General features: G+C 60.2%; 16 protein-coding genes. 10 read left to right on the top strand and 6 right to left on the bottom strand.

Annotated elements, in window-relative coordinates; genetic code table 11:
* Positions 1 to 6 precede the first annotated feature (6 nt).
* A complete protein-coding gene (locus PseAD21_RS16105; protein ID WP_102356536.1) occupies positions 7 to 726 on the bottom strand; it encodes a FadR/GntR family transcriptional regulator in 720 nt (239 codons plus the stop codon).
* Between the two features lie 117 nt (positions 727 to 843).
* Complete coding sequence (locus tag PseAD21_RS16100; RefSeq protein WP_102356535.1) at positions 844 to 2,580, bottom strand: IlvD/Edd family dehydratase; 1,737 nt, start codon at positions 2,578 to 2,580, stop codon at positions 844 to 846.
* Between the two features lie 194 nt (positions 2,581 to 2,774).
* On the opposite strand from PseAD21_RS16100, the gene PseAD21_RS16095 reads away from it, so the two are divergent.
* The 5 genes from PseAD21_RS16095 (at position 2,775) to PseAD21_RS16075 (ending at position 8,474) form a co-directional block, all read left to right on the top strand.
* Entirely contained in the window at positions 2,775 to 4,097 is a 1,323-nt protein-coding gene (locus PseAD21_RS16095) for an MFS transporter (RefSeq protein ID WP_102356534.1), read from the top strand.
* Between the two features lie 152 nt (positions 4,098 to 4,249).
* Positions 4,250 to 5,242 (top strand): AraD1 family protein, encoded by a 993-nt coding sequence (gene araD1, locus PseAD21_RS16090; RefSeq protein ID WP_102356533.1) that lies wholly within the window; start codon positions 4,250 to 4,252, stop codon positions 5,240 to 5,242.
* Between the two features lie 9 nt (positions 5,243 to 5,251).
* On the top strand, positions 5,252 to 6,832 hold the full coding sequence (locus PseAD21_RS16085) for an aldehyde dehydrogenase (NADP(+)) (protein ID WP_102356532.1): 1,581 nt from the start codon (positions 5,252 to 5,254) through the stop codon (positions 6,830 to 6,832).
* Positions 6,833 to 7,000: 168 nt separating this feature from the next.
* Positions 7,001 to 7,312, top strand: coding sequence for a DUF5629 family protein (locus tag PseAD21_RS16080; protein ID WP_102356531.1), 312 nt, complete (start codon positions 7,001 to 7,003; stop codon positions 7,310 to 7,312).
* Positions 7,299 to 8,474 (top strand): lactonase family protein, encoded by a 1,176-nt coding sequence (locus tag PseAD21_RS16075; protein ID WP_102356530.1) that lies wholly within the window; start codon positions 7,299 to 7,301, stop codon positions 8,472 to 8,474. The genes PseAD21_RS16080 and PseAD21_RS16075 overlap by 14 nt, the downstream gene beginning before the upstream one ends.
* A gap of 96 nt (positions 8,475 to 8,570) precedes the next feature.
* On the opposite strand, the gene PseAD21_RS16070 is transcribed toward PseAD21_RS16075, so the two are convergent.
* Positions 8,571 to 9,239 (bottom strand): glutathione S-transferase family protein, encoded by a 669-nt coding sequence (locus tag PseAD21_RS16070; RefSeq protein ID WP_102356529.1) that lies wholly within the window; start codon positions 9,237 to 9,239, stop codon positions 8,571 to 8,573.
* 264 nt (positions 9,240 to 9,503) lie between these two features.
* On the opposite strand from PseAD21_RS16070, the gene PseAD21_RS16065 reads away from it, so the two are divergent.
* From PseAD21_RS16065 to PseAD21_RS16045, 5 genes are all read left to right on the top strand, one after another.
* The gene (locus PseAD21_RS16065) at positions 9,504 to 9,773 is read left to right on the top strand and encodes a 4Fe-4S binding protein (protein ID WP_102356528.1); all 270 of its coding nucleotides are present in this window, start codon (positions 9,504 to 9,506) and stop codon (positions 9,771 to 9,773) included.
* Between the two features lie 31 nt (positions 9,774 to 9,804).
* The gene (locus tag PseAD21_RS16060) at positions 9,805 to 10,857 is read left to right on the top strand and encodes an iron-containing redox enzyme family protein (RefSeq protein ID WP_256588174.1); all 1,053 of its coding nucleotides are present in this window, start codon (positions 9,805 to 9,807) and stop codon (positions 10,855 to 10,857) included.
* The gene (locus PseAD21_RS16055; RefSeq protein ID WP_102356527.1) at positions 10,778 to 10,957 is read left to right on the top strand and encodes a hypothetical protein; all 180 of its coding nucleotides are present in this window, start codon (positions 10,778 to 10,780) and stop codon (positions 10,955 to 10,957) included. Before PseAD21_RS16060 ends, PseAD21_RS16055 begins: the two co-directional genes overlap by 80 nt.
* A 250-nt stretch (positions 10,958 to 11,207) precedes the next feature.
* Positions 11,208 to 11,420 carry a hypothetical protein gene (locus tag PseAD21_RS16050; protein WP_102356526.1) on the top strand — a complete coding sequence of 71 codons (213 nt, stop codon included), beginning with the start codon at positions 11,208 to 11,210 and terminating at the stop codon, positions 11,418 to 11,420.
* Positions 11,417 to 11,674 carry a hypothetical protein gene (locus tag PseAD21_RS16045; RefSeq protein WP_102356525.1) on the top strand — a complete coding sequence of 86 codons (258 nt, stop codon included), beginning with the start codon at positions 11,417 to 11,419 and terminating at the stop codon, positions 11,672 to 11,674. The genes PseAD21_RS16050 and PseAD21_RS16045 overlap by 4 nt, the downstream gene beginning before the upstream one ends.
* 177 nt (positions 11,675 to 11,851) lie before the next feature.
* On the opposite strand, the gene PseAD21_RS16040 is transcribed toward PseAD21_RS16045, so the two are convergent.
* Genes PseAD21_RS16040 through PseAD21_RS16030 form a run of 3 tightly spaced genes read right to left on the bottom strand, consistent with a single transcriptional unit; the run spans position 11,852 to position 17,327 of the window.
* The gene (locus PseAD21_RS16040; RefSeq protein WP_102356524.1) at positions 11,852 to 12,448 is read right to left on the bottom strand and encodes a glutathione S-transferase; all 597 of its coding nucleotides are present in this window, start codon (positions 12,446 to 12,448) and stop codon (positions 11,852 to 11,854) included.
* On the bottom strand, positions 12,445 to 16,086 hold the full coding sequence (locus PseAD21_RS16035) for an AAA family ATPase (protein ID WP_102356523.1): 3,642 nt from the start codon (positions 16,084 to 16,086) through the stop codon (positions 12,445 to 12,447). Before PseAD21_RS16035 ends, PseAD21_RS16040 begins: the two co-directional genes overlap by 4 nt.
* Positions 16,083 to 17,327 carry an exonuclease SbcCD subunit D C-terminal domain-containing protein gene (locus PseAD21_RS16030; RefSeq protein WP_102356522.1) on the bottom strand — a complete coding sequence of 415 codons (1,245 nt, stop codon included), beginning with the start codon at positions 17,325 to 17,327 and terminating at the stop codon, positions 16,083 to 16,085. Before PseAD21_RS16030 ends, PseAD21_RS16035 begins: the two co-directional genes overlap by 4 nt.
* Positions 17,328 to 17,438 lie beyond the last annotated feature (111 nt).

The raw sequence follows: 17,438 nt of genomic DNA, 5'->3' as shown, positions 1-17,438 counted from the left end.
TGCAGGTCAGGAGAGCTCGGTGCCAAGCACGGCGCTCAGCGCACTGCGCGCATCATCCAGCTGCACCAGCGTCGCGTGGCGGGCGCCAAGGGCATCACGGTTCTCGATCGCAGTGAGAATCGCCTTGTGTCGTGGCAGCGCCAGCTCATGCAGATTCGGTCGCTGGTTCGAATGCTTCAGCGCCTCGGCAATTGCCACCGAGAGCATGTTGCACAGGTTCGCCAGCAAATCGTTGTGGGTCGCGTCGGCGATGCGGCTGTGGAAGTCCAGATCCGGTTGCAGCAAGGCTTCCGGGGTCGGTGCCGCTTCCATGCGCTGATAGGCTTCGCCGATGGCCGCGATGTCGGCGTCGGTCGCATGCTGGGCGGCGAGGGCGGCGGCGGCCGGTTCGATGATGCTGCGCACGCTGGTCAGCACATTGAAGAATTCATTCTGCGGGCTGCTTTGCATCAGCCAGTGCAACACGTCCGGGTCGAGCATGTGCCATTCCCGACGCGCCTTGACCACCGTGCCGACCCGTGGTCTGGAATACACCAGCCCCTTGGCCACCAGCACCCGCGTGGCTTCGCGCAACACCGGCCGGCTCACCGCGTACTCCTCGCAGAGCAAGGCTTCGGCGGGCAGCTTGTCGTCCGGCAAAAAGCGTCCGGAGACGATCTGCATGCCCAGTTCCTGGACAATGCGCGAGTGCATGCTTTTGCGGTCGGAAGGTTTGCGGTAATCCATGGGGAACGGCGCGATCCTGAGCGATGGAGATGCCGCGCATCATAGCAGGCACCAGACAATCTTGAGGCGGGTAATGATCGTTCCCACGCAGAGCATGGGAACGATCGGTGGAGAAGGTTAGTGAGAGTGGCGCGGTACTTCAGCCCCTCGGCAACCAACGAGGAAGTCGAAGTCACAGCCCTGATCCGCCTGCAGCACATGGTCGATGTACAACTGCCGATACCCACCGACCAGCAACTGTTGCGGTGGCTGCAAATCGGCCATGCGCGCCAACAGTTCGGCCTCCGGAATATCCAGATGCAGCCGTCCGCTGGCGCAGTCGAGTTCGATCCAGTCGCCTTCCTGCACCACCGCCAAAGGCCCGCCGGCCGCCGCTTCCGGGGCGACGTGCAAAACCACCGTGCCGTACGCGGTGCCGCTCATTCGCGCATCGGAGATGCGCACCATGTCGGTCACACCTTGCGCCAGCAGCTTGGCCGGCAGCCCCATGTTGCCCACCTCGGCCATGCCCGGATAACCCTTCGGTCCGCAGTTCTTCATCACCAGAATCGAATCCTTATCGACGTCCAGCTCAGGATCGTTGATCCGCGCCTTGTACATGTCGAAGTTCTCGAACACCACCGCACGCCCACGATGCTGCATCAGTTCAGGTGTGGCGGCGGAGGGCTTGAGCACGGCACCCAGCGGCGCCAGATTGCCGCGCAACACGCAGATACCGCCGTCGGCGCGGATCGGGTTGTCGAGGGTGCGGATCACTTCGTCTTCGCCATAGATCGGCGCGTCCTTGGTGTTCTCGCCCAGGGTTTTGCCGTTGACGGTCAGCGCATTCGGATTGGGGATCAGATTGGCCTCGCCGAGACGGCGCAGCACCGCCGGCAAACCACCGGCGTAATAGAACTCTTCCATCAGGAAACGCCCGGATGGCTGCAGGTCGACGATGGTCGGCATGCCGCGACCGATACGCGTCCAGTCGTCCAGATTCAGCTCGACGCCGATGCGTCCGGCGATGGCTTTCAGGTGGATCACCGCATTGGTCGAACCGCCAATAGCCGCGTTGACCCGAATGGCGTTTTCAAACGCTTCCTTGGTCAGAATCTTCGACAGACGAAGGTCTTCGCGAACCATCTCCACCGCACGCATCCCGGACATGTGTGCCAGCACATAACGCCGCGCATCCACCGCCGGAATCGCCGCGTTGTGCGGCAAGGACGTGCCCAGTGCTTCGGCCATGCAAGCCATGGTCGACGCGGTGCCCATGGTGTTGCAGGTGCCCGCCGAACGCGACATGCCGCCCTCGGCCGCAAGGAAATCGTCAATGGTAATGGTGCCGGCCTTGACCTGTTCGCTGAGCTGCCAGACCACGGTGCCGGAACCGATGTCCTTGCCCTTGTGCTTGCCGTTGAGCATCGGCCCTCCGGTGACGACGATCGCCGGCACATCGCAACTGGCTGCGCCCATCAGCAGCGCCGGAGTGGTTTTGTCGCAGCCGGTCAGCAGCACCACGCCGTCAATCGGGTTGCCGCGAATCGCCTCTTCGACGTCCATGCTCGCCAGGTTGCGGGTGAGCATGGCGGTGGGGCGCAGGTTTGACTCGCCATTGGAGAACACCGGGAATTCCACTGGAAAGCCACCGGCCTCGATCACCCCGCGTTTGACGTGCTCCGCGATCTGGCGGAAGTGCGCGTTGCACGGGGTCAGTTCCGACCAGGTGTTGCAGATGCCGATGATCGGCTTGCCATGGAACTGGTGGTCGGCGATGCCCTGATTCTTCATCCAGCTGCGGTACATGAAGCCGTTCTTGTCGGCAGTGCCAAACCATTGGGCCGAGCGCAGGGTGGGTTTCTTCTCAGACATGATCGATTCTCTTATTGTAAGACTATTGTTTGCGATTCACGGCTAAACATAAGCTCAAAATCGGCGGTTTGGAAGTGTTGTTGGGTAATTAGTATTACTATATAGTCATTTTCGACGGAGGGATTGGCCCTGGCGGTTTTCCGCGAGAGGCGTCCCCCGAGGTTCTATAAAAACAACAATCGGAGACCGACCCCATGAGCCAGGAATTGCGGCTTATCCGCCGCATCACGCTGAAACTGATTCCCTTCCTGATCCTGCTGTACCTGATCGCCTATGTGGATCGCTCCGCCGTCGGCTTCGCCAAGCTGCACATGGGCGCTGACATTGGCATTGGTGATGCGGCTTATGGCCTCGGCGCCGGGCTGTTTTTCATTGGCTACTTCCTGCTGGAAATCCCCAGCAACCTGATGCTCGAACGCTTCGGTGCGCGGCGCTGGTTCGCGCGGATCATGATCACCTGGGGCGCAATCACCATCGGCATGGCGTTCGTCCAGGGCCCGCACAGTTTCTACGTGATGCGCTTTCTGCTCGGCGCGGCAGAGGCGGGGTTCTTTCCCGGCGTTCTGTACTACATCACTCAATGGTTCCCGGTGCGCCATCGCGGCAAGATCCTCGGGCTGTTCATCCTCTCCCAACCGATCGCGATGATGATCACCGGCCCCGTGTCCGGCGGCTTGCTGGGCATGGACGGGATCCTCGGCCTGCACGGCTGGCAGTGGCTGTTCATCGTCATTGGCACCCCGGCAATCCTCCTGACCTGGCCAGTGTTGCGCTGGCTGCCGGACGGCCCGCAGCAAGTGCAATGGATGGAGCAGAGCGAGAAAGACTGGCTGACCGGCGAGCTGAAAAAGGATCTTCAGGAGTACGGCCAGACCCGTCACGGCAACCCGCTGCATGCGCTCAAGGACAAACGCGTGTTGCTGCTGGCGCTGTTTTATCTGCCGGTGACCCTGAGCATTTATGGCCTCGGCTTATGGCTGCCGACACTGATCAAACAGTTCGGCGGCAGTGATCTGGTCACCGGTTTCGTCTCGTCGGTGCCGTACATCTTCGGCATCGTCGGTTTGTTGATCGTGCCGCGCAGTTCCGACCGTATGAATGATCGCTACGGGCATCTGGCGGTGCTGTATGTGCTGGGCGCGATTGGCCTGTTCTTCAGTGCATGGCTGTCGTTGCCGGTGGCGCAACTGGCAGCGCTGTGCCTGGTGGCGTTTGCGCTGTTTTCCTGCACGGCGGTGTTCTGGACCTTGCCCGGGCGGTTCTTCGCTGGTGCCAGTGCGGCGGCGGGAATCGCCTTGATCAACTCGGTGGGTAACCTCGGTGGCTACATCGGGCCGTTCGTGATCGGCGCGTTGAAGGAGTGCACCGGGAATCTGGCGTCGGGGTTGTATTTCCTGTCGGGGGTGATGGTGTTCGGTTTGATTTTGACCGGCGTGGTTTACCGCGTGCTTGAGCGCAAACACGTCCTGCCGGCTGACCAATTTGCCGCCAGTGCACGCGGCGCCACACGCACCTGAATACGCCGAACAACACATAACCCATGTGGGAGCGGGCTTGCTCGCGAAAGCGGTGGGTCAGTCACCATCATCGTTGAATGACACACCGCTTTCGCGAGCAAGCCCGCTCCCACAGGGGGAACTGCGGTGTTTTGAGGGAATAGGAGAAAATCATGCATCTGGTTCAATTCGAATTGATTAACGGCGAGCGTCGTATCGGCGTGGTCGACCACGGTCTGGTGCGCGAAGTCCAGGACGCACGCGCCACACGCGATCTGGCGCTGGCCGCCGTCGAGGCCGGCAAAAGCCTTGAGCAGCAAGTGCAAACCCTCGGCCTCGGCATCAGCCATGACTACGCCGAACTGCTGAACAGCCGGCGCATCCTGCCGCCACTGGATCACCCGGACCCGGCGCACCTGCTGGTCAGTGGCACCGGCCTCACGCACCTGGGCAGCGCCTCGGCGCGAGACAAAATGCACCAGCACGCCGCTGACGAAGCGCAAATGACCGACACCATGCGCATTTTCAAATGGGGCGTGGAGGGCGGCAAACCGGCGACGGGGCAGGCGGGGGTGCAACCGGAGGGGTTCTACAAAGGCGACGGCAGCATCGTCGTCCGTCCGGGCGAAGCCTTCCCGCTGCCACCGTTCGCCGAAGACGCCGGTGAGGAGCCGGAAATGGCCGGCCTCTACGTCATCGGCCACGACGGCAAACCGTATCGCCTCGGCTTTGCGGTGGGCAACGAGTTCTCCGACCACGTCATGGAACGCAAGAATTACCTGTACCTGGCGCACTCGAAACTGCGCAGTTGCAGTTACGGCCCGGAACTTCGTACCGGCGAATTGCCGCAACATCTGGCCGGCACCAGCCGCATCCTGCGCGACGGCGAAGTGCTGTGGCAGAACGAGTTTCTCAGCGGCGAAGCCAACATGTGCCACAGCCTCGCCAACCTTGAATATCACCACTTCAAGTACAGCCAGTTCCTGCGTCCGGGCGACGTGCACATTCACTTCTTCGGCACCGCTACCCTGTCGTTCGCCGATGGCATTCGCACACAACCGGGCGACGTGTTCGAGATCAGCCAGGCTGAATTCGGCGCACCGCTGGTCAACGGCATTGCTCCGGCAGCAGCGGTTTTTCAACCGGACAGCATCGGCACCCTTTAAGGAGATCCCATGACTCAGATCCTCGGCCACAACTACATCGGCGGTCAGCGCAGTGCCGCTGGCAACGTCAAACTGCAATCTGTCGACGCAACCACGGGCGAACAGTTGCCGCACGATTTCATCCAGGCCACCGCTGAAGAAGTCGACGCCGCCGCCAAGGCCGCTGCCGCCGCGTACCCGGCGTATCGCAGCCTCAGCGCCGAACGCCGTGCGCAGTTTCTCGACGCGATTGCCGATGAACTGGATGCGCTGGGCGATGATTTCGTTGCCGTGGTCTGCCGCGAAACCGCGCTGCCAGCGGGGCGGATTCAGGGCGAACGCGGTCGCACCAGCGGCCAGATGCGCCTGTTCGCCAAAGTCCTGCGGCGCGGTGATTTCTATGGCGCACGAATCGACCTGCCGTTGCCGGATCGCCAGCCGTTGCCGCGCCCGGACCTGCGCCAATACCGCATCGGCCTCGGTCCGGTTGCGGTATTCGGTGCGAGCAACTTCCCTTTGGCGTTTTCCACCGCTGGCGGCGATACGGCTTCGGCGTTGGCGGCCGGGTGCCCGGTGGTGTTCAAGGCCCACAGCGGCCATATGGCTACAGCAGAACTGGTCGCTGATGCATTGATTCGCGCGGCGGAAAAAACCGCCATGCCGGCCGGGGTGTTTAACATGATCTATGGCGGGGGCGTTGGCGAATGGCTGGTCAAGCATCCGGCGATTCAGGCAGTGGGCTTCACCGGTTCGCTCAAGGGCGGTCGGGCGCTGTGCGACATGGCCGCAGCGCGGCCGCAACCGATTCCGGTGTTCGCCGAGATGTCGAGCATCAACCCGGTGATCGTTTTGCCGCAGGCGTTGGCCGAGCGTTCGGAGTCCATCGCCCGTGACCTGACTGCCTCGGTAGTGCAGGGCTGCGGTCAGTTCTGCACCAATCCCGGACTGGTCATCGGTATCCGCTCGGCGCAATTCAGCGCCTTCGTGCAGCAAGTCGCCGGGCTGATCGGCGATCAACCGGCGCAGACCATGCTCAACGCCGGCACCCTCGACAGCTACGGCAAAGGCTTGCACAAGCTCCTGGCGCATCCCGGCATCGAACATCTGGCAGGCCAGACGCAGCAAGGCAATCAGGCATTGCCGCAACTGTTCAAGGCGGATGTCAGCCTGTTGATCAACGGTGATGAAGTGCTGCAGGAAGAAGTGTTTGGCCCGACCACGGTGATCGTCGAAGTGGCGGACAATGCCGAGCTCAGCTCGGCGCTACAGGGGCTGCATGGACAGCTGACGGCGACGATTATCGGTGAGCAGGCCGACTTCGAACGCTTCCCGGAACTGACGCCGTTACTCGAGCAGAAGGTCGGGCGGATCCTGCTCAATGGTTACCCGACCGGAGTCGAAGTGTGTGATTCGATGGTGCATGGCGGGCCGTATCCGGCAACGTCCGATGCCCGTGGCACGTCGGTGGGGACCCTGGCGATCGATCGCTTCCTGCGTCCGGTGTGCTTCCAGAACTACCCGGATTTTATGCTTCCCGAGCCGCTGAAGAATGGCAATCCATTGCGCATCCAGCGGCTGGTCGATGGCAAGCCGTCACGCGACGCCCTGTAAATCGCGCCGCCCCCCCCCTGTGGGAGCGGGCTTGCTCGCGAAGGCATTCTTTCAGTCAGTGATTCATTGCCTGACACACCGCTTTCGCGAGCAAGCCCGCTCCCACAAGGATCTCCAGCGACAATGAGCTATCATTTGCCCTTTCCCCCCTAAGAAAGACTGTTTGCCATGACTGCCCAAACCCTTCTCGACGTCCTCGAACACTGCGATATGGTCGAAATCGATGGCTTGCACGCCTTCGAATTCGCCCTCGACGAAGATGACAACCTGCACATCGAATGCATCGACGGCCGAGCGGCCAAGCATTGGGAGTTCACCCCGGCTCAGGTTGAGGCAGCAACGTTTGACGAAGACCTGCAGAGCTGGCTGATCATTGGTTTTGCCAGCGACACCAAGACCACTGGCGAACACCGCCTGGTCTGTCTCGGCGATGTAGTCAGCAGCAGCGACGATGAGGATGACACTGATGAAAATGCGTAAATTCTGGCCGCTGCTGATGGCCGGCAGCGTCGGCGTGATGGGCCTTTCCAGCGCCAGCGCCGAGAATTATCAATTGCTGGTCGGCTCGTACACCGCCGGCACCAGCCAGGGCATCTATCGAATGAATTTCGACAGTGCCACCGGCCAGATCGCCGCCAAGCCGCTGCAAGTAGTGAAGAGCGAAAACCCGTCGTGGCTGACCCTGTCCAAAGACCAGCATCGTCTGTTTGTGGTCAATGAAAACGGCCCGGGCCAGAAAGACCCGGTCGGCCGCGTCAGCAGCTATTCGATCGATCCGAAAACCCACGCCCTGACTCTGATCAATCAGGTGCAGAGCCTGGGCAACGAACCGACCCATTCGAGCCTCAGCGGTGACGCCAGCCACTTGTTCGTCAGCAACTATTCGGTGGTGGAAGATCCGGGTGGAACGCTGGCGGTATTGCCGGTCGGTGCCGACGGCAAACTCAAACCCGTCGTGCAGATGAGCGCGCACCCGGCCAGCCGGGTCAATCCCGAGCGCCAGGCCTCGAACCACGTGCACTCGACTGTTTCCTCGCCGGACGGTCGCTACGTGTTCTCCAATGACTTGGGCGCGGACAAGGTGTTCATTTACCAGTTCGACCCGAAAGCCAACCCGGAGCTGCCGTTGACCCCGGCGAAAACCGCTTCCGTCGCCATGCCCGCCGGCAGCGGCCCGCGCCATCTGCTGTTCAGCGCTGATGGCAAACACGCCTGGCTGACCATGGAGATGAGCGCGCAGGTCGCGGTTTTCGATTATAACGACGGCGTGCTGACCCAGACGCAGCTGGTCGATCTGGCAGCCGGTCAGCCGACTTCGGACAAGGCCGGTGCGGCGCTACACGCCTCGGCGGATGGCAAGTTCCTCTACGTCAGCAACCGTGGCACTGCCAATCAGTTGGTGGTGTTTGCGATTGATCCGGCGAGCGGCCAGCTCAAAGAGCTGCAAAAACGCTCGGTGGAAGGTGATCACCCGCGCGAGTTCAGCCTCGACCCAAGTGGCAAATTTCTGCTGATTGCCAACCAGAAGAGCAACGAAATTGTCGTCGTCGAACGCGATGCCAAGACCGGGCTGCTCGGCAAAACCGTGCAAAAACTGCCGATGGACGCGCCGAGCGATCTGAAATTTCTGCTCGGCAAGTAATCGCTCGCGCCAAGATTGTAGACACAGCAAAACGGGCATCAACTGATGGGTTGATGCCCGTTTTTATTGCACGTGAAATACCGCAGAAGCTGACTACTAATCGAATAACTTCAAATCAATGCCCTCTGTCGCCAAGGCACGTTGCACCGCAGGTCGCTCGATCACCGATTGCACAAGGCGATGCCAGGCGGGAAACGACTTATTCATATCCAGATCAATCCACTTACCCCAGATCCAGAAAACCAACAACACCGGGTGGACAACGTTATATCCACGTAATACCGATGGGCCCTGTGCCTCGACAATGTGCTGCTCGATAAACCTGTAGTTATCCATGACATTGCGCCGGCCCTTTTCGACAATGGCGGGGAATAGATTTTCATCGTCAACAAACCGCTGTGGTCGCCAGACCTGACCATAAGAAAGACTGTGCACTGTTCCGGATAACCAGTTCAGCCATTCGAGGCAACGGCCCAACTCCCCAGGCGTGCCGGGAATAAAACGCCCGGTTTTTTCTTCAAGCGCAAGATAGGCAAGGATGGCGGGTAACTCCGTCAACACCCCGGCTTCTTCCCCAATCGGACTGTCCAGACAAAGCAGGGCAGGGACTCGTCCCTTCGGATTAATGCTCAGGTACTCGGGTGTTTGGGTACCAATGCCCTTCAGGGCCGAGCGCAATTCAAGTTTGAACGGCTGTGCCAATTCTTCAAGAAGGATATGGGCGGCCAGTGAACAGGCGCCCGGCGAGTAATAAAGAAGGTACATACAGGCCTCGGGTAAACGTCGTTGTTTTTAATGGAAATCCCTATCGCGGCCGAGTCTATCACTGTTCCAGAGGTGCGGGTAAGGCGCCGCGATAGTTGCAGAAAACGTTGAAGGTACGAACAAGAATTTTATGCACCTGTAGTTTCCTACAGTGTACATAAAGTTGAAATAACGACTAAATGGCAGCGCTTTCCAGAGATCTTGGCAATTGCCGGATTTTCCAGGTTGGCGTGATTCGAAGATGAACGACGAAGGAACGTCCAGATGCCATACGTAGTTGGGAAAGAGTGTCTCTCGTGCAAATCTACAGTCTGTGTAGATGTCTGTCCTGTCGACGCATTTCGCGATGCCGACTACCAACTGGTCATTTGTCCGGATACCTGCATCGAATGCGGTGTATGTGAGCCTGAGTGTCCTGTCGACGCAATAATCAATCCCGAAGAGTACTCGGGTGAAAACCACGACGTGATAACCCTGAATTCAGAGTTGTCGAAAACGTCGCCGGTGATTTTTAAATCAGTCACTGCACAGTAACTACGGAAAACAACTTATAAGGATGTTCACAATGAAGGTGGAAGGGTTGAACCTGCTTGAATGGTTTGTTGCGATGGAACGCAACCCTGATGAATGGAACTTCGTTAACGAAGATTTCGATATTCGCAGGAACGTTAATCAGTTGGCTCGATTGCTGGTGCACGACGCCTATGTCAATAAAAACCAGGATGCGCTCGCCACGTTGCATGAGTGCCTGGCGATCATTTATCGAAACGAGTTCGAGTGCACCCGTATTGAACAAGTCAATGCGGACCGTCGACCGATTGTCAGCGACGTTCAGTCGGTGCTGGAGGGCGCCATGCTCCAGTATGAAATGCAAGGTCTGTCGGATGCCGACGTCAGCGGTTTTCCGGCCAATGGCAAGGAATATGTCAAATGGCTGAAAAAACTGGTGTCAAAGAGCCCATCGAGTGTGCATCCGTTTTACACGCACTTTCTCAGTGAGGAAGCAACAGCGACGGACGTTAAGTACTACTTGATTCAAGAGACCAATCTTGATCCGAAGTTCGACGATATTCAGGCGTTTATGCAGATCGGTTTGCCGGTTGGGCAAAAGCTCGAACTGGCGAAGAATTACTTCGATGAAATGGGTAATGGCGTCGAGGCCGACGTACATTCCAGAATGTTTGCACAGACACTGAGGGCTACGGGTGTGGACGATTCCGATATGTCCAGCGCGATGCTGCTGCAATCGATCGTTTCCGGCAACGTCAGTTCCTGCCTCGCATTGTCTCGTCGGCATTACTTCAAAGCGGTTGGCTATTTCGGTGTGACTGAATATCTGGCACCACGCCGACATATTGGTGCATTCGTGGAATTTTCACGGTTCCCGTCTCGTGATCCCAGGCGTGCGCGGTGCGTTATCAATCCCGTTGATAACTGCTACTGCTACAAAGCATTTCAAGCAAGCAACCCTCGAGCGTTAAGTTTGCTTCACGGCCCAACCGGGCAAAGCAAGCCAACCGAACACGAGGGTTACCGCCATGAACTTCAATCTCTTCTCCGTCATCGCCGCTTCCGCTATCTCTGCCACCGTAGCGCTGCCAGCCAGTGCCAACGTTGAGATCGCCGGCAAAAAATCCCACACCCAGAGCTACACCCAGAAATACCTGCAACAGAGCGCCAACTTCTACGCCGCGCTGGATCACAAAATCCAACACTGAGCGCCCCACGCTGCATCCGATATGCAGGAGCGAAGTCACTTGCGTCGATGATCGTTGTCACGATCGGCGGCCAGAAAAGTGATGTCGCTCCTGCATATCGCATTTTCGGTTCCCATAAATATTCTGCAACGCCCGCATAGAGCGGCTTAATGATCAACCGAGTTGATGTTCACTATGGATAACCCTGAGTGGTTGCTTCGGCTTTTTTGATTGATCCTGACGGCACTGAAACATGCCCACGGAGAACATCATGGCCAGTTCAATCATTATCTCAGCCAAGCGCGGCGCCTACCTGGCCATCGGTCTTTACCTGGTCCTGGTGTTGTTCGTCAGCGTCGCCTCGCACACTCAACACGACTTCGACGCACCGATCGAGGTCGCACACCCCGGCATCCAGTTCGAACACCGCGCGCAAGGCGTGCTGGTCGGTGGGGCTGAACTGGCAGGAGTGGGCGGAGCATGAAAGGCTACAGACTTTGGGTCATCGCCGGTCTGGCACTGATGACCAATGGCGCTGCATTACTCGGCTTCGGTCAGGGTTCGGTCGGCGCGCTGGCACGGGCCATAGAAAGCAATCACAACATCGCGCACAACATCGAACGGGCTAATTCGCAAGGATTGCTGGCCGGTAATCCGCCGATCAAGGCTGAGGTCGATTTCCTCGGGCCGTTTGAAGTGGATTGCTCGGCACTGGGGATGTGCCAGGTGCTTGCATAGGCAACACGATCCATTGTGGTGAGGGGATTTATCCCCGACGGGCCGCAGAGCGGCCCCCAAATGCCACAACGGGATCTCTCTGGTACACCGCGCGACTGGTTTACGACTGCTGCGCAGCCGATCGGGGATAAATCCCCTCGCCACAGGAGGTCTTCTTTTTAACAGGGGCGCCGGGGGTTACTTCTTCATGATTGAGGTGAACAGCTCGGACTCGAGCAAGCGCTGCAACCACGCCTGCAAACGAACATAAGGCGTCTGCGCAAACCACTCGCGATTGACATGCGCGAACTGGCGCACGAACGGCAGCAATGCCACATCCGCCAGACTCAAGTGGCCGGCCAGCAAGTAATCGCGCCCCGCCAGCAACTCATCCAGCTTCTGCAAAAACAACGCCCCTTCAGCGCGATATACCTCCATCGGCTGCTCGGGATAGCGCTCGGCGTACTTGTAGCGATTCAGGTGCACCTTGAACACTTGATCGTTGCCCTGAATCAGCTTGTCCATCCATAACGCCCCGAACGAATCCCCGTCGAGCAGCCAGTCATCCGGATCATGCTGCGCCAACGCCCAGCGCATGATTTCCATGCTCTCGTCGATCACCCGGCCACCGGCATCCAGCACCGGCACCGTACCTTTGGGCGAGATCGCCAGCATCTCGGCGGGGTTGGCCTTGAGGCTGACTTCGACGATGTTCACCGGCACCCCCGAATAACGCAGGGCCATCCGCGCGCGCATCGCGTACGGGCAGCGGCGGAACGAGTACAGCGTGTTCATTTCACCTCCAGGGTGCTCAGGCCATTGCCCTGGCGCCGCACCTGAATCTGCACCGGAATCCGTTCGTGCATTTCCTGCACGTGGGAAATCACCGCAACCTTGCGCCCTTGGGCCTGCAAGCCGTCGAGGGCGTCCATGGCCAGTTGCAGCGATTCCGGATCGAGGCTGCCGAAGCCTTCGTCGATAAACAGCGATTCGATTTTCAGCGTGCTCGATGCCATCGACGCCAAGCCCAGCGCCAGTGCCAACGACACCAGGAACGTCTCGCCACCGGACAGCGAATGCACCGAACGCAGTTCGTCGCCCATCTCGGTGTCCATCACCAGCAGGCCGAGCATGCTGCCGCCGCGTTTCAGGCGATAGCGTTTGACCAGTTGCCGCAACTGCACGTTGGCGTGATGCACCAGCAGGTCGAGGTTATAGGCCTGGGCGATCTTGCGGAACGTGTCGCCGGTGGCCGAGCCGATCAACGCATTCAAACGCGCCCAGCGCTGATACTCGGCATAGGCGTCGGCAATCTGTTGCGCCAGCGCCTGATTGGCGTTCTGCCGGCGCTGGTCTTCAGCCTGTTCGGCGCGCAGTTCGGCGCATTGTTGCTCGCTGAGGTTGAACTGGTTTTGCAGCTCGGCGAGCGCACTGGCGAGTTTTTCGGCATCGAGATTGCCGTTGTGCTGCGCCTGATGATCGGCCAGACGCTCGTCACGTTCCTGCAACAGAACCTTGGCCTGCTCGATGGTTTTTTCATTGTGCTGCAAGCGCTGGCGCAGTTCGCCGACCTGAGCGTCATCAACGCGCAGCAGGTCTTCGAGACCACCGTCGTCCAGCTCAGGATGACGTGCGCGCCAGTCGGCGATTTTGCCCGTCAGTTCGCGGTCTTCGTTTTCCAGGGACTGCTGACGCTCTTGTTGCGCCTTCAACTGCGTAACGATCTGCACAAGTTGCGTGCGCACGTTCTGCAACTGCGCAGCAGTGCTGTTCTCGGCGTTGCGCGCCTGCTCCACCGCCTGCTCCAGTTGCTGCTGCCAGTGCTCGGCGCTGCTGTGTTCGCCCAGCAGTTGCGCAAGTTTCGCCTGACAGGCCTGTTGCTGCTCGGCCAGTGCGCTGAACTGCTGCTCGGCGCCTTGCAGTTGCTGTACGCGGCCGAGCTGGCGATCCTGTTCCTTCTCCAGCGTCTGCTGACATTGCTGCTGTTCGGCCAATTCTTCCTTTTGCTGCTCGACCTGCGCCAGGCGCTCGGCAATCTGCCGATCGAGTTGCATGAAGGTCGCCGCCGGCTCCACGCGCAAGGCTTCGAGGGTGTCGGTTGGCAGCAGGCTGGCGAACGCGGTGAGTTCTTCGTCGAGGCGCTGACGGTCGCTGCTCAGTTCGCGTTGTTGATTGCTCAGGTGCTGCGCGGCTTGTTGATGCGCGGTTTCGGCATTGCGCAGTTGCTGGCTCAGGCGCGCGGCATCCTGTTGCAGGGTGAGCAGGGCGCTCTGGCGTTGTTCGTCCTGAGTGATGCTCTGGTTCAACTGCTCGTTTTGCCGGGTCAGCCAGGCGTCGCGCTGGTCGGCGTCCTGATTGAACAACGCAGTTGCCAGCGGATGCGCCTGCAGACTCGGCGCCAGTGCCTGCAGTTGGGCGGTCAATTGTTCTTGCTGTTGCAGCAGCTCTTTCTGCCGGGCGATCACGCCGCCGACGTCGGCGCGTAGCTCGGTGAGTTTTTCCTTGAGCTGATCCACCGCTTGCTGCGCCGAGGCCTGCTCACTTTCATCGTGGCGACCGAGGCTTTGCAGCAGCGCTTCAGGCTGGTGATACGGGTGTTCGTTACTGCCGCAGACCGGGCACGGCTGGTCGTCCTGCAACTGCGCGCGCAGCTCTTCGACACTGGCACTGCGAGCCAGACGCTGGCGTTCGAGCAGTTCACGGGTGACGTTGAGGGTTTGCTCGGCGACCGTAAGCTCGGCTTTGCTTTTCACCCCGTCCTGGGTGAGGCGTTCGCGCTCTTGCTGTGCATCGAGCAGGCGCTGCTGCAGCTCGGCGCCGCGTTTTTCCAGCTCCTGCTGACTGGCCCAAAGCCGCGTCATGTCTTCGATGGCGCGCAGCTGTTTGCGGTTGTCCTGCAACAGGTTGCCGAGGATGCCGATCTGCTCGGCGACGGCATCCGGCTCCGCGCCGGCTTCTTTGAACAGCACTTCCAGTTGTTGTTTTTGTGCGGCCAGCGCTTCGGCGCTGTGCGCGGCGTTCTGTTCGAGACTGGCCAGTTCGGCTTGCCCTTTGTTCAGACGATTGCCGATCAGCATCAACTGCTGCAGGCGATCGCGGTAAGCATTCCACGCGTCGCTCAACGGCGCCAGATGCGCACTCTGTTCCAGTTCGGTGGCGATTTTCTGCAGGCGTTCGGCGACTTGAGTCTGCTTATCCTGCAAGGCTTGAATGGCGCTCAGGCCTTGCGTGCAGGCTTGCTCGGCGGACTGGCGAGCCTCGGCGCTGAGGGCGGTGTCCTTGGCGAGGCGGGCGAGGGTGCTTTGTTCCTCGAAAGCCTGACGCAGCGGCGCGGCGCTTTCGCTGTGTCGCTGCTGCGCTTCGCTCAGGGCGATCTTTGCCGACTCGAGCACTTGCTCCAGTTGCGTCTGGCGTTCACCGAGTTCGCCGTGTTGGCGGGTGTGCGCGGTAATCTGTGCCGCCAGCGGCGTCAGTTGCGCATCGAGTTCAGTCTTGCGGGCGAACTGGTGACGTTGCGGGGCGAGTTGTTCCAGACGCGTGAGCTTCAAGCGTTCACCGGCCAGACCTTCCCACTGTTGTTGCGCACTGTGCAGTTGCTCGGTGGCGGCTTGTTGCGTGTCCTGCAACTGGCGCAAATCCTTGAGCCAGCTGTGCTGTTGCTCGAGCTGCTTGAGCTGCGCCTGTTGCAACTTCAACTGTTGCTGAGCGGCGTTGAAGCGTTCGTCCAGCTCGGCCCGGGCCTCGGGCGCCAGCGGGGTGACGCCGGTGGCCTGATCCTGCAGCAGCTTATGCGCTTCGCGGGCCTCTTTGGTCTTGTCGAAGGCGCGGCGGCCGAGGCGGGTGTACAGCGCCGTGTCGGTGAGTTTTTCCAGCAGTTCGCTGCGGTCGTTGTCGTCAGCCTTGAGGAACGCACTGAACTCGCTCTGCGCCAGCAGCACGGCGCGGGTGAACTGTTCGAAGTTCAGGCCGAGCGCGGCTTCCAACTGGGTTTTGTACTCGCCTTTCTGGCTAGCGAGCAGTTGATCCTGATCGATGTCGCGCAGGCTTTGACGGCTGGCCTGCAGTTTGCCGCCAGCCTTCTCGCGAGCGCGATTGGCTTCCCAGCGAGCGCGATAGCGGCGGCCATCGACGCCGACAAAGTCCACTTCGGCATACCCTTCACCGGTGCCGCGCCGCAGCAAGGTGCGCGGGTCGCCGGTGGCGATTTCACCGTCAGCGTCCGGAACCTTGGCGTCGCGACCGGTATTGTTCAGACGCGGCACGGCGCCGAACAGCGCCAGACACAACGCGTCGAGCAGGGTACTTTTACCCGCACCGGTTGGCCCGGTGATTGCGAACAGCCCGGCACTGGCCAGCGGTTCGGCGGTGAAGTCAATTTCAAACGGCCCGGCCAGCGAGGCGAGGTTCTTCAAGCGAATGGCGAGAATCTTCATGGCTGCTCGCCCTCCAGTTGTACGTCCTGCAGCAGTTCGGCGAAGTCCTTCAGCGTCTGTTCATCGACTTCGTTGCCGTAGTTGTCGAGCCAGGCGCGGCTGAACAGTTCCTGTGGGGTGAGTTGATCGAGTTCGATCAACGCGCTGCTGTCGTCGCTGCCATCGGCGCCACGGTTGCCGGCGTACTCGGCGGCGATCCGCACCAGACGCACGGCTTTGCCTTGCAGGGCGCTTTCCACCTGGTAGCGCAGGTCCGGCTGTGGCTCGTCGAGAGTCACGCGCACTTCCAGCCACGGCTGGCGCTGGGTTTCGGCGAGCAGGTCGATGTTCGGCAGGTCTGCCAGTTGCAGCAGGATCTCCGCCAGCGGCGCCGGGCCGATCCGTTGCAGGTTGACCGATCTCGGGATCAGTTTCGGTTCGACGCTGACCAGGGTTTCGCCATCGAGGGTGATGTCGAGAATCTGGTGTTGATAGCCGATTTCCGAGAACGACAGCGGAATCGGCGAGCCGCTGTAGCGGATGCGTTCTTCACCGTTGACCTTCTGCGGCTTGTGCAAATGGCCGAGGGCGACGTAGCTGATGCTCGGCCCGAACAGGCTGGCGGGCAGGGCTTCGGCATTGCCGATGATCAGGCTGCGCTCGGAGTCTTCCGAGACCGAGCCGCCGGCCATGTGCGCGTGGCTGATGGCAACCAGCGCTTGACCCGGCTGGCGCTTGGCATTGGCGGCATCGATCAGCCATTCGTGGACCTGACCAATACCGCGCAAATAGTTGTCGCCCAGGTGCGCGCCGGTCACTTCCGCCGGACGCAGGAACGGCAGCGCCAGGCACCACGCAGCGACTTCGCCTTGGGCATTCGGCAACGGCAGCAGCAAGCGTTCGGCGTCGAGCTGGCCGTCATCCAGCCACAACACCCGACCCAGCGCATGGGTGCGCAGGCGGCGCATCAATGGCGCAGGCAATTCGATGCGCGAGCCGGAATCGTGGTTGCCGGCGATCATCACGATGGTCAGCAACGGCTGCTGCTCGTGGGCGCTGACGATGAAATCGTAGAGGCGTTCCTGGGCTTTGACCGGCGGATTGACCGTGTCAAAGATGTCTCCGGCGATCAGCAGCACATCCGGCTGCGCCAGTTGCAGTTGGCGCAGCAGCCATTCGAGAAAGCACGCATGCTCGAAATCGCGCTCCTGGCCGTGCAGGTTTTGCCCAAGGTGCCAGTCGGAGGTGTGAAACAGACGCAAGGCGGACTCCGCATCAAATAAAGAGGTGATGGCCGCAGGGAAATGAGGGGGCGGCGAAAGAGGGGGAGAGTTTACTGGCAAATGCGCGGGCTGTGGTCGAAGTCAGTCTTT

This window comes from Pseudomonas sp. AD21, assembly GCF_002878485.1.
Classification (GTDB): domain Bacteria; phylum Pseudomonadota; class Gammaproteobacteria; order Pseudomonadales; family Pseudomonadaceae; genus Aquipseudomonas.
The sequence above is the reverse complement of the archived record's forward strand: the minus strand, read 5'-3'. Positions and strand labels throughout refer to the sequence as shown.

Bases quoted from the DNA above. Each gene is read 5' to 3' on its own strand.
- PseAD21_RS16100 (WP_102356535.1), bottom strand. From the start codon at position 2,580: ATGTCTGAGAAGAAACCCACCCTGCGCTCGGCCCAATGGTTTGGCACT.
- PseAD21_RS16065 (WP_102356528.1), top strand. From the start codon at position 9,504: ATGCCATACGTAGTTGGGAAAGAGTGTCTCTCGTGCAAATCTACAGTC.
- PseAD21_RS16075 (WP_102356530.1), top strand. From the start codon at position 7,299: ATGAAAATGCGTAAATTCTGGCCGCTGCTGATGGCCGGCAGCGTCGGC.
- PseAD21_RS16105 (WP_102356536.1), bottom strand. From the start codon at position 726: ATGGATTACCGCAAACCTTCCGACCGCAAAAGCATGCACTCGCGCATT.
- PseAD21_RS16060 (WP_256588174.1), top strand. From the start codon at position 9,805: ATGAAGGTGGAAGGGTTGAACCTGCTTGAATGGTTTGTTGCGATGGAA.
- PseAD21_RS16035 (WP_102356523.1), bottom strand. From the start codon at position 16,086: ATGAAGATTCTCGCCATTCGCTTGAAGAACCTCGCCTCGCTGGCCGGG.
- PseAD21_RS16070 (WP_102356529.1), bottom strand. From the start codon at position 9,239: ATGTACCTTCTTTATTACTCGCCGGGCGCCTGTTCACTGGCCGCCCAT.
- PseAD21_RS16045 (WP_102356525.1), top strand. From the start codon at position 11,417: ATGAAAGGCTACAGACTTTGGGTCATCGCCGGTCTGGCACTGATGACC.
- PseAD21_RS16085 (WP_102356532.1), top strand. From the start codon at position 5,252: ATGACTCAGATCCTCGGCCACAACTACATCGGCGGTCAGCGCAGTGCC.
- araD1 (WP_102356533.1), top strand. From the start codon at position 4,250: ATGCATCTGGTTCAATTCGAATTGATTAACGGCGAGCGTCGTATCGGC.
- PseAD21_RS16050 (WP_102356526.1), top strand. From the start codon at position 11,208: ATGGCCAGTTCAATCATTATCTCAGCCAAGCGCGGCGCCTACCTGGCC.
- PseAD21_RS16095 (WP_102356534.1), top strand. From the start codon at position 2,775: ATGAGCCAGGAATTGCGGCTTATCCGCCGCATCACGCTGAAACTGATT.
- PseAD21_RS16040 (WP_102356524.1), bottom strand. From the start codon at position 12,448: ATGAACACGCTGTACTCGTTCCGCCGCTGCCCGTACGCGATGCGCGCG.
- PseAD21_RS16080 (WP_102356531.1), top strand. From the start codon at position 7,001: ATGACTGCCCAAACCCTTCTCGACGTCCTCGAACACTGCGATATGGTC.
- PseAD21_RS16055 (WP_102356527.1), top strand. From the start codon at position 10,778: ATGAACTTCAATCTCTTCTCCGTCATCGCCGCTTCCGCTATCTCTGCC.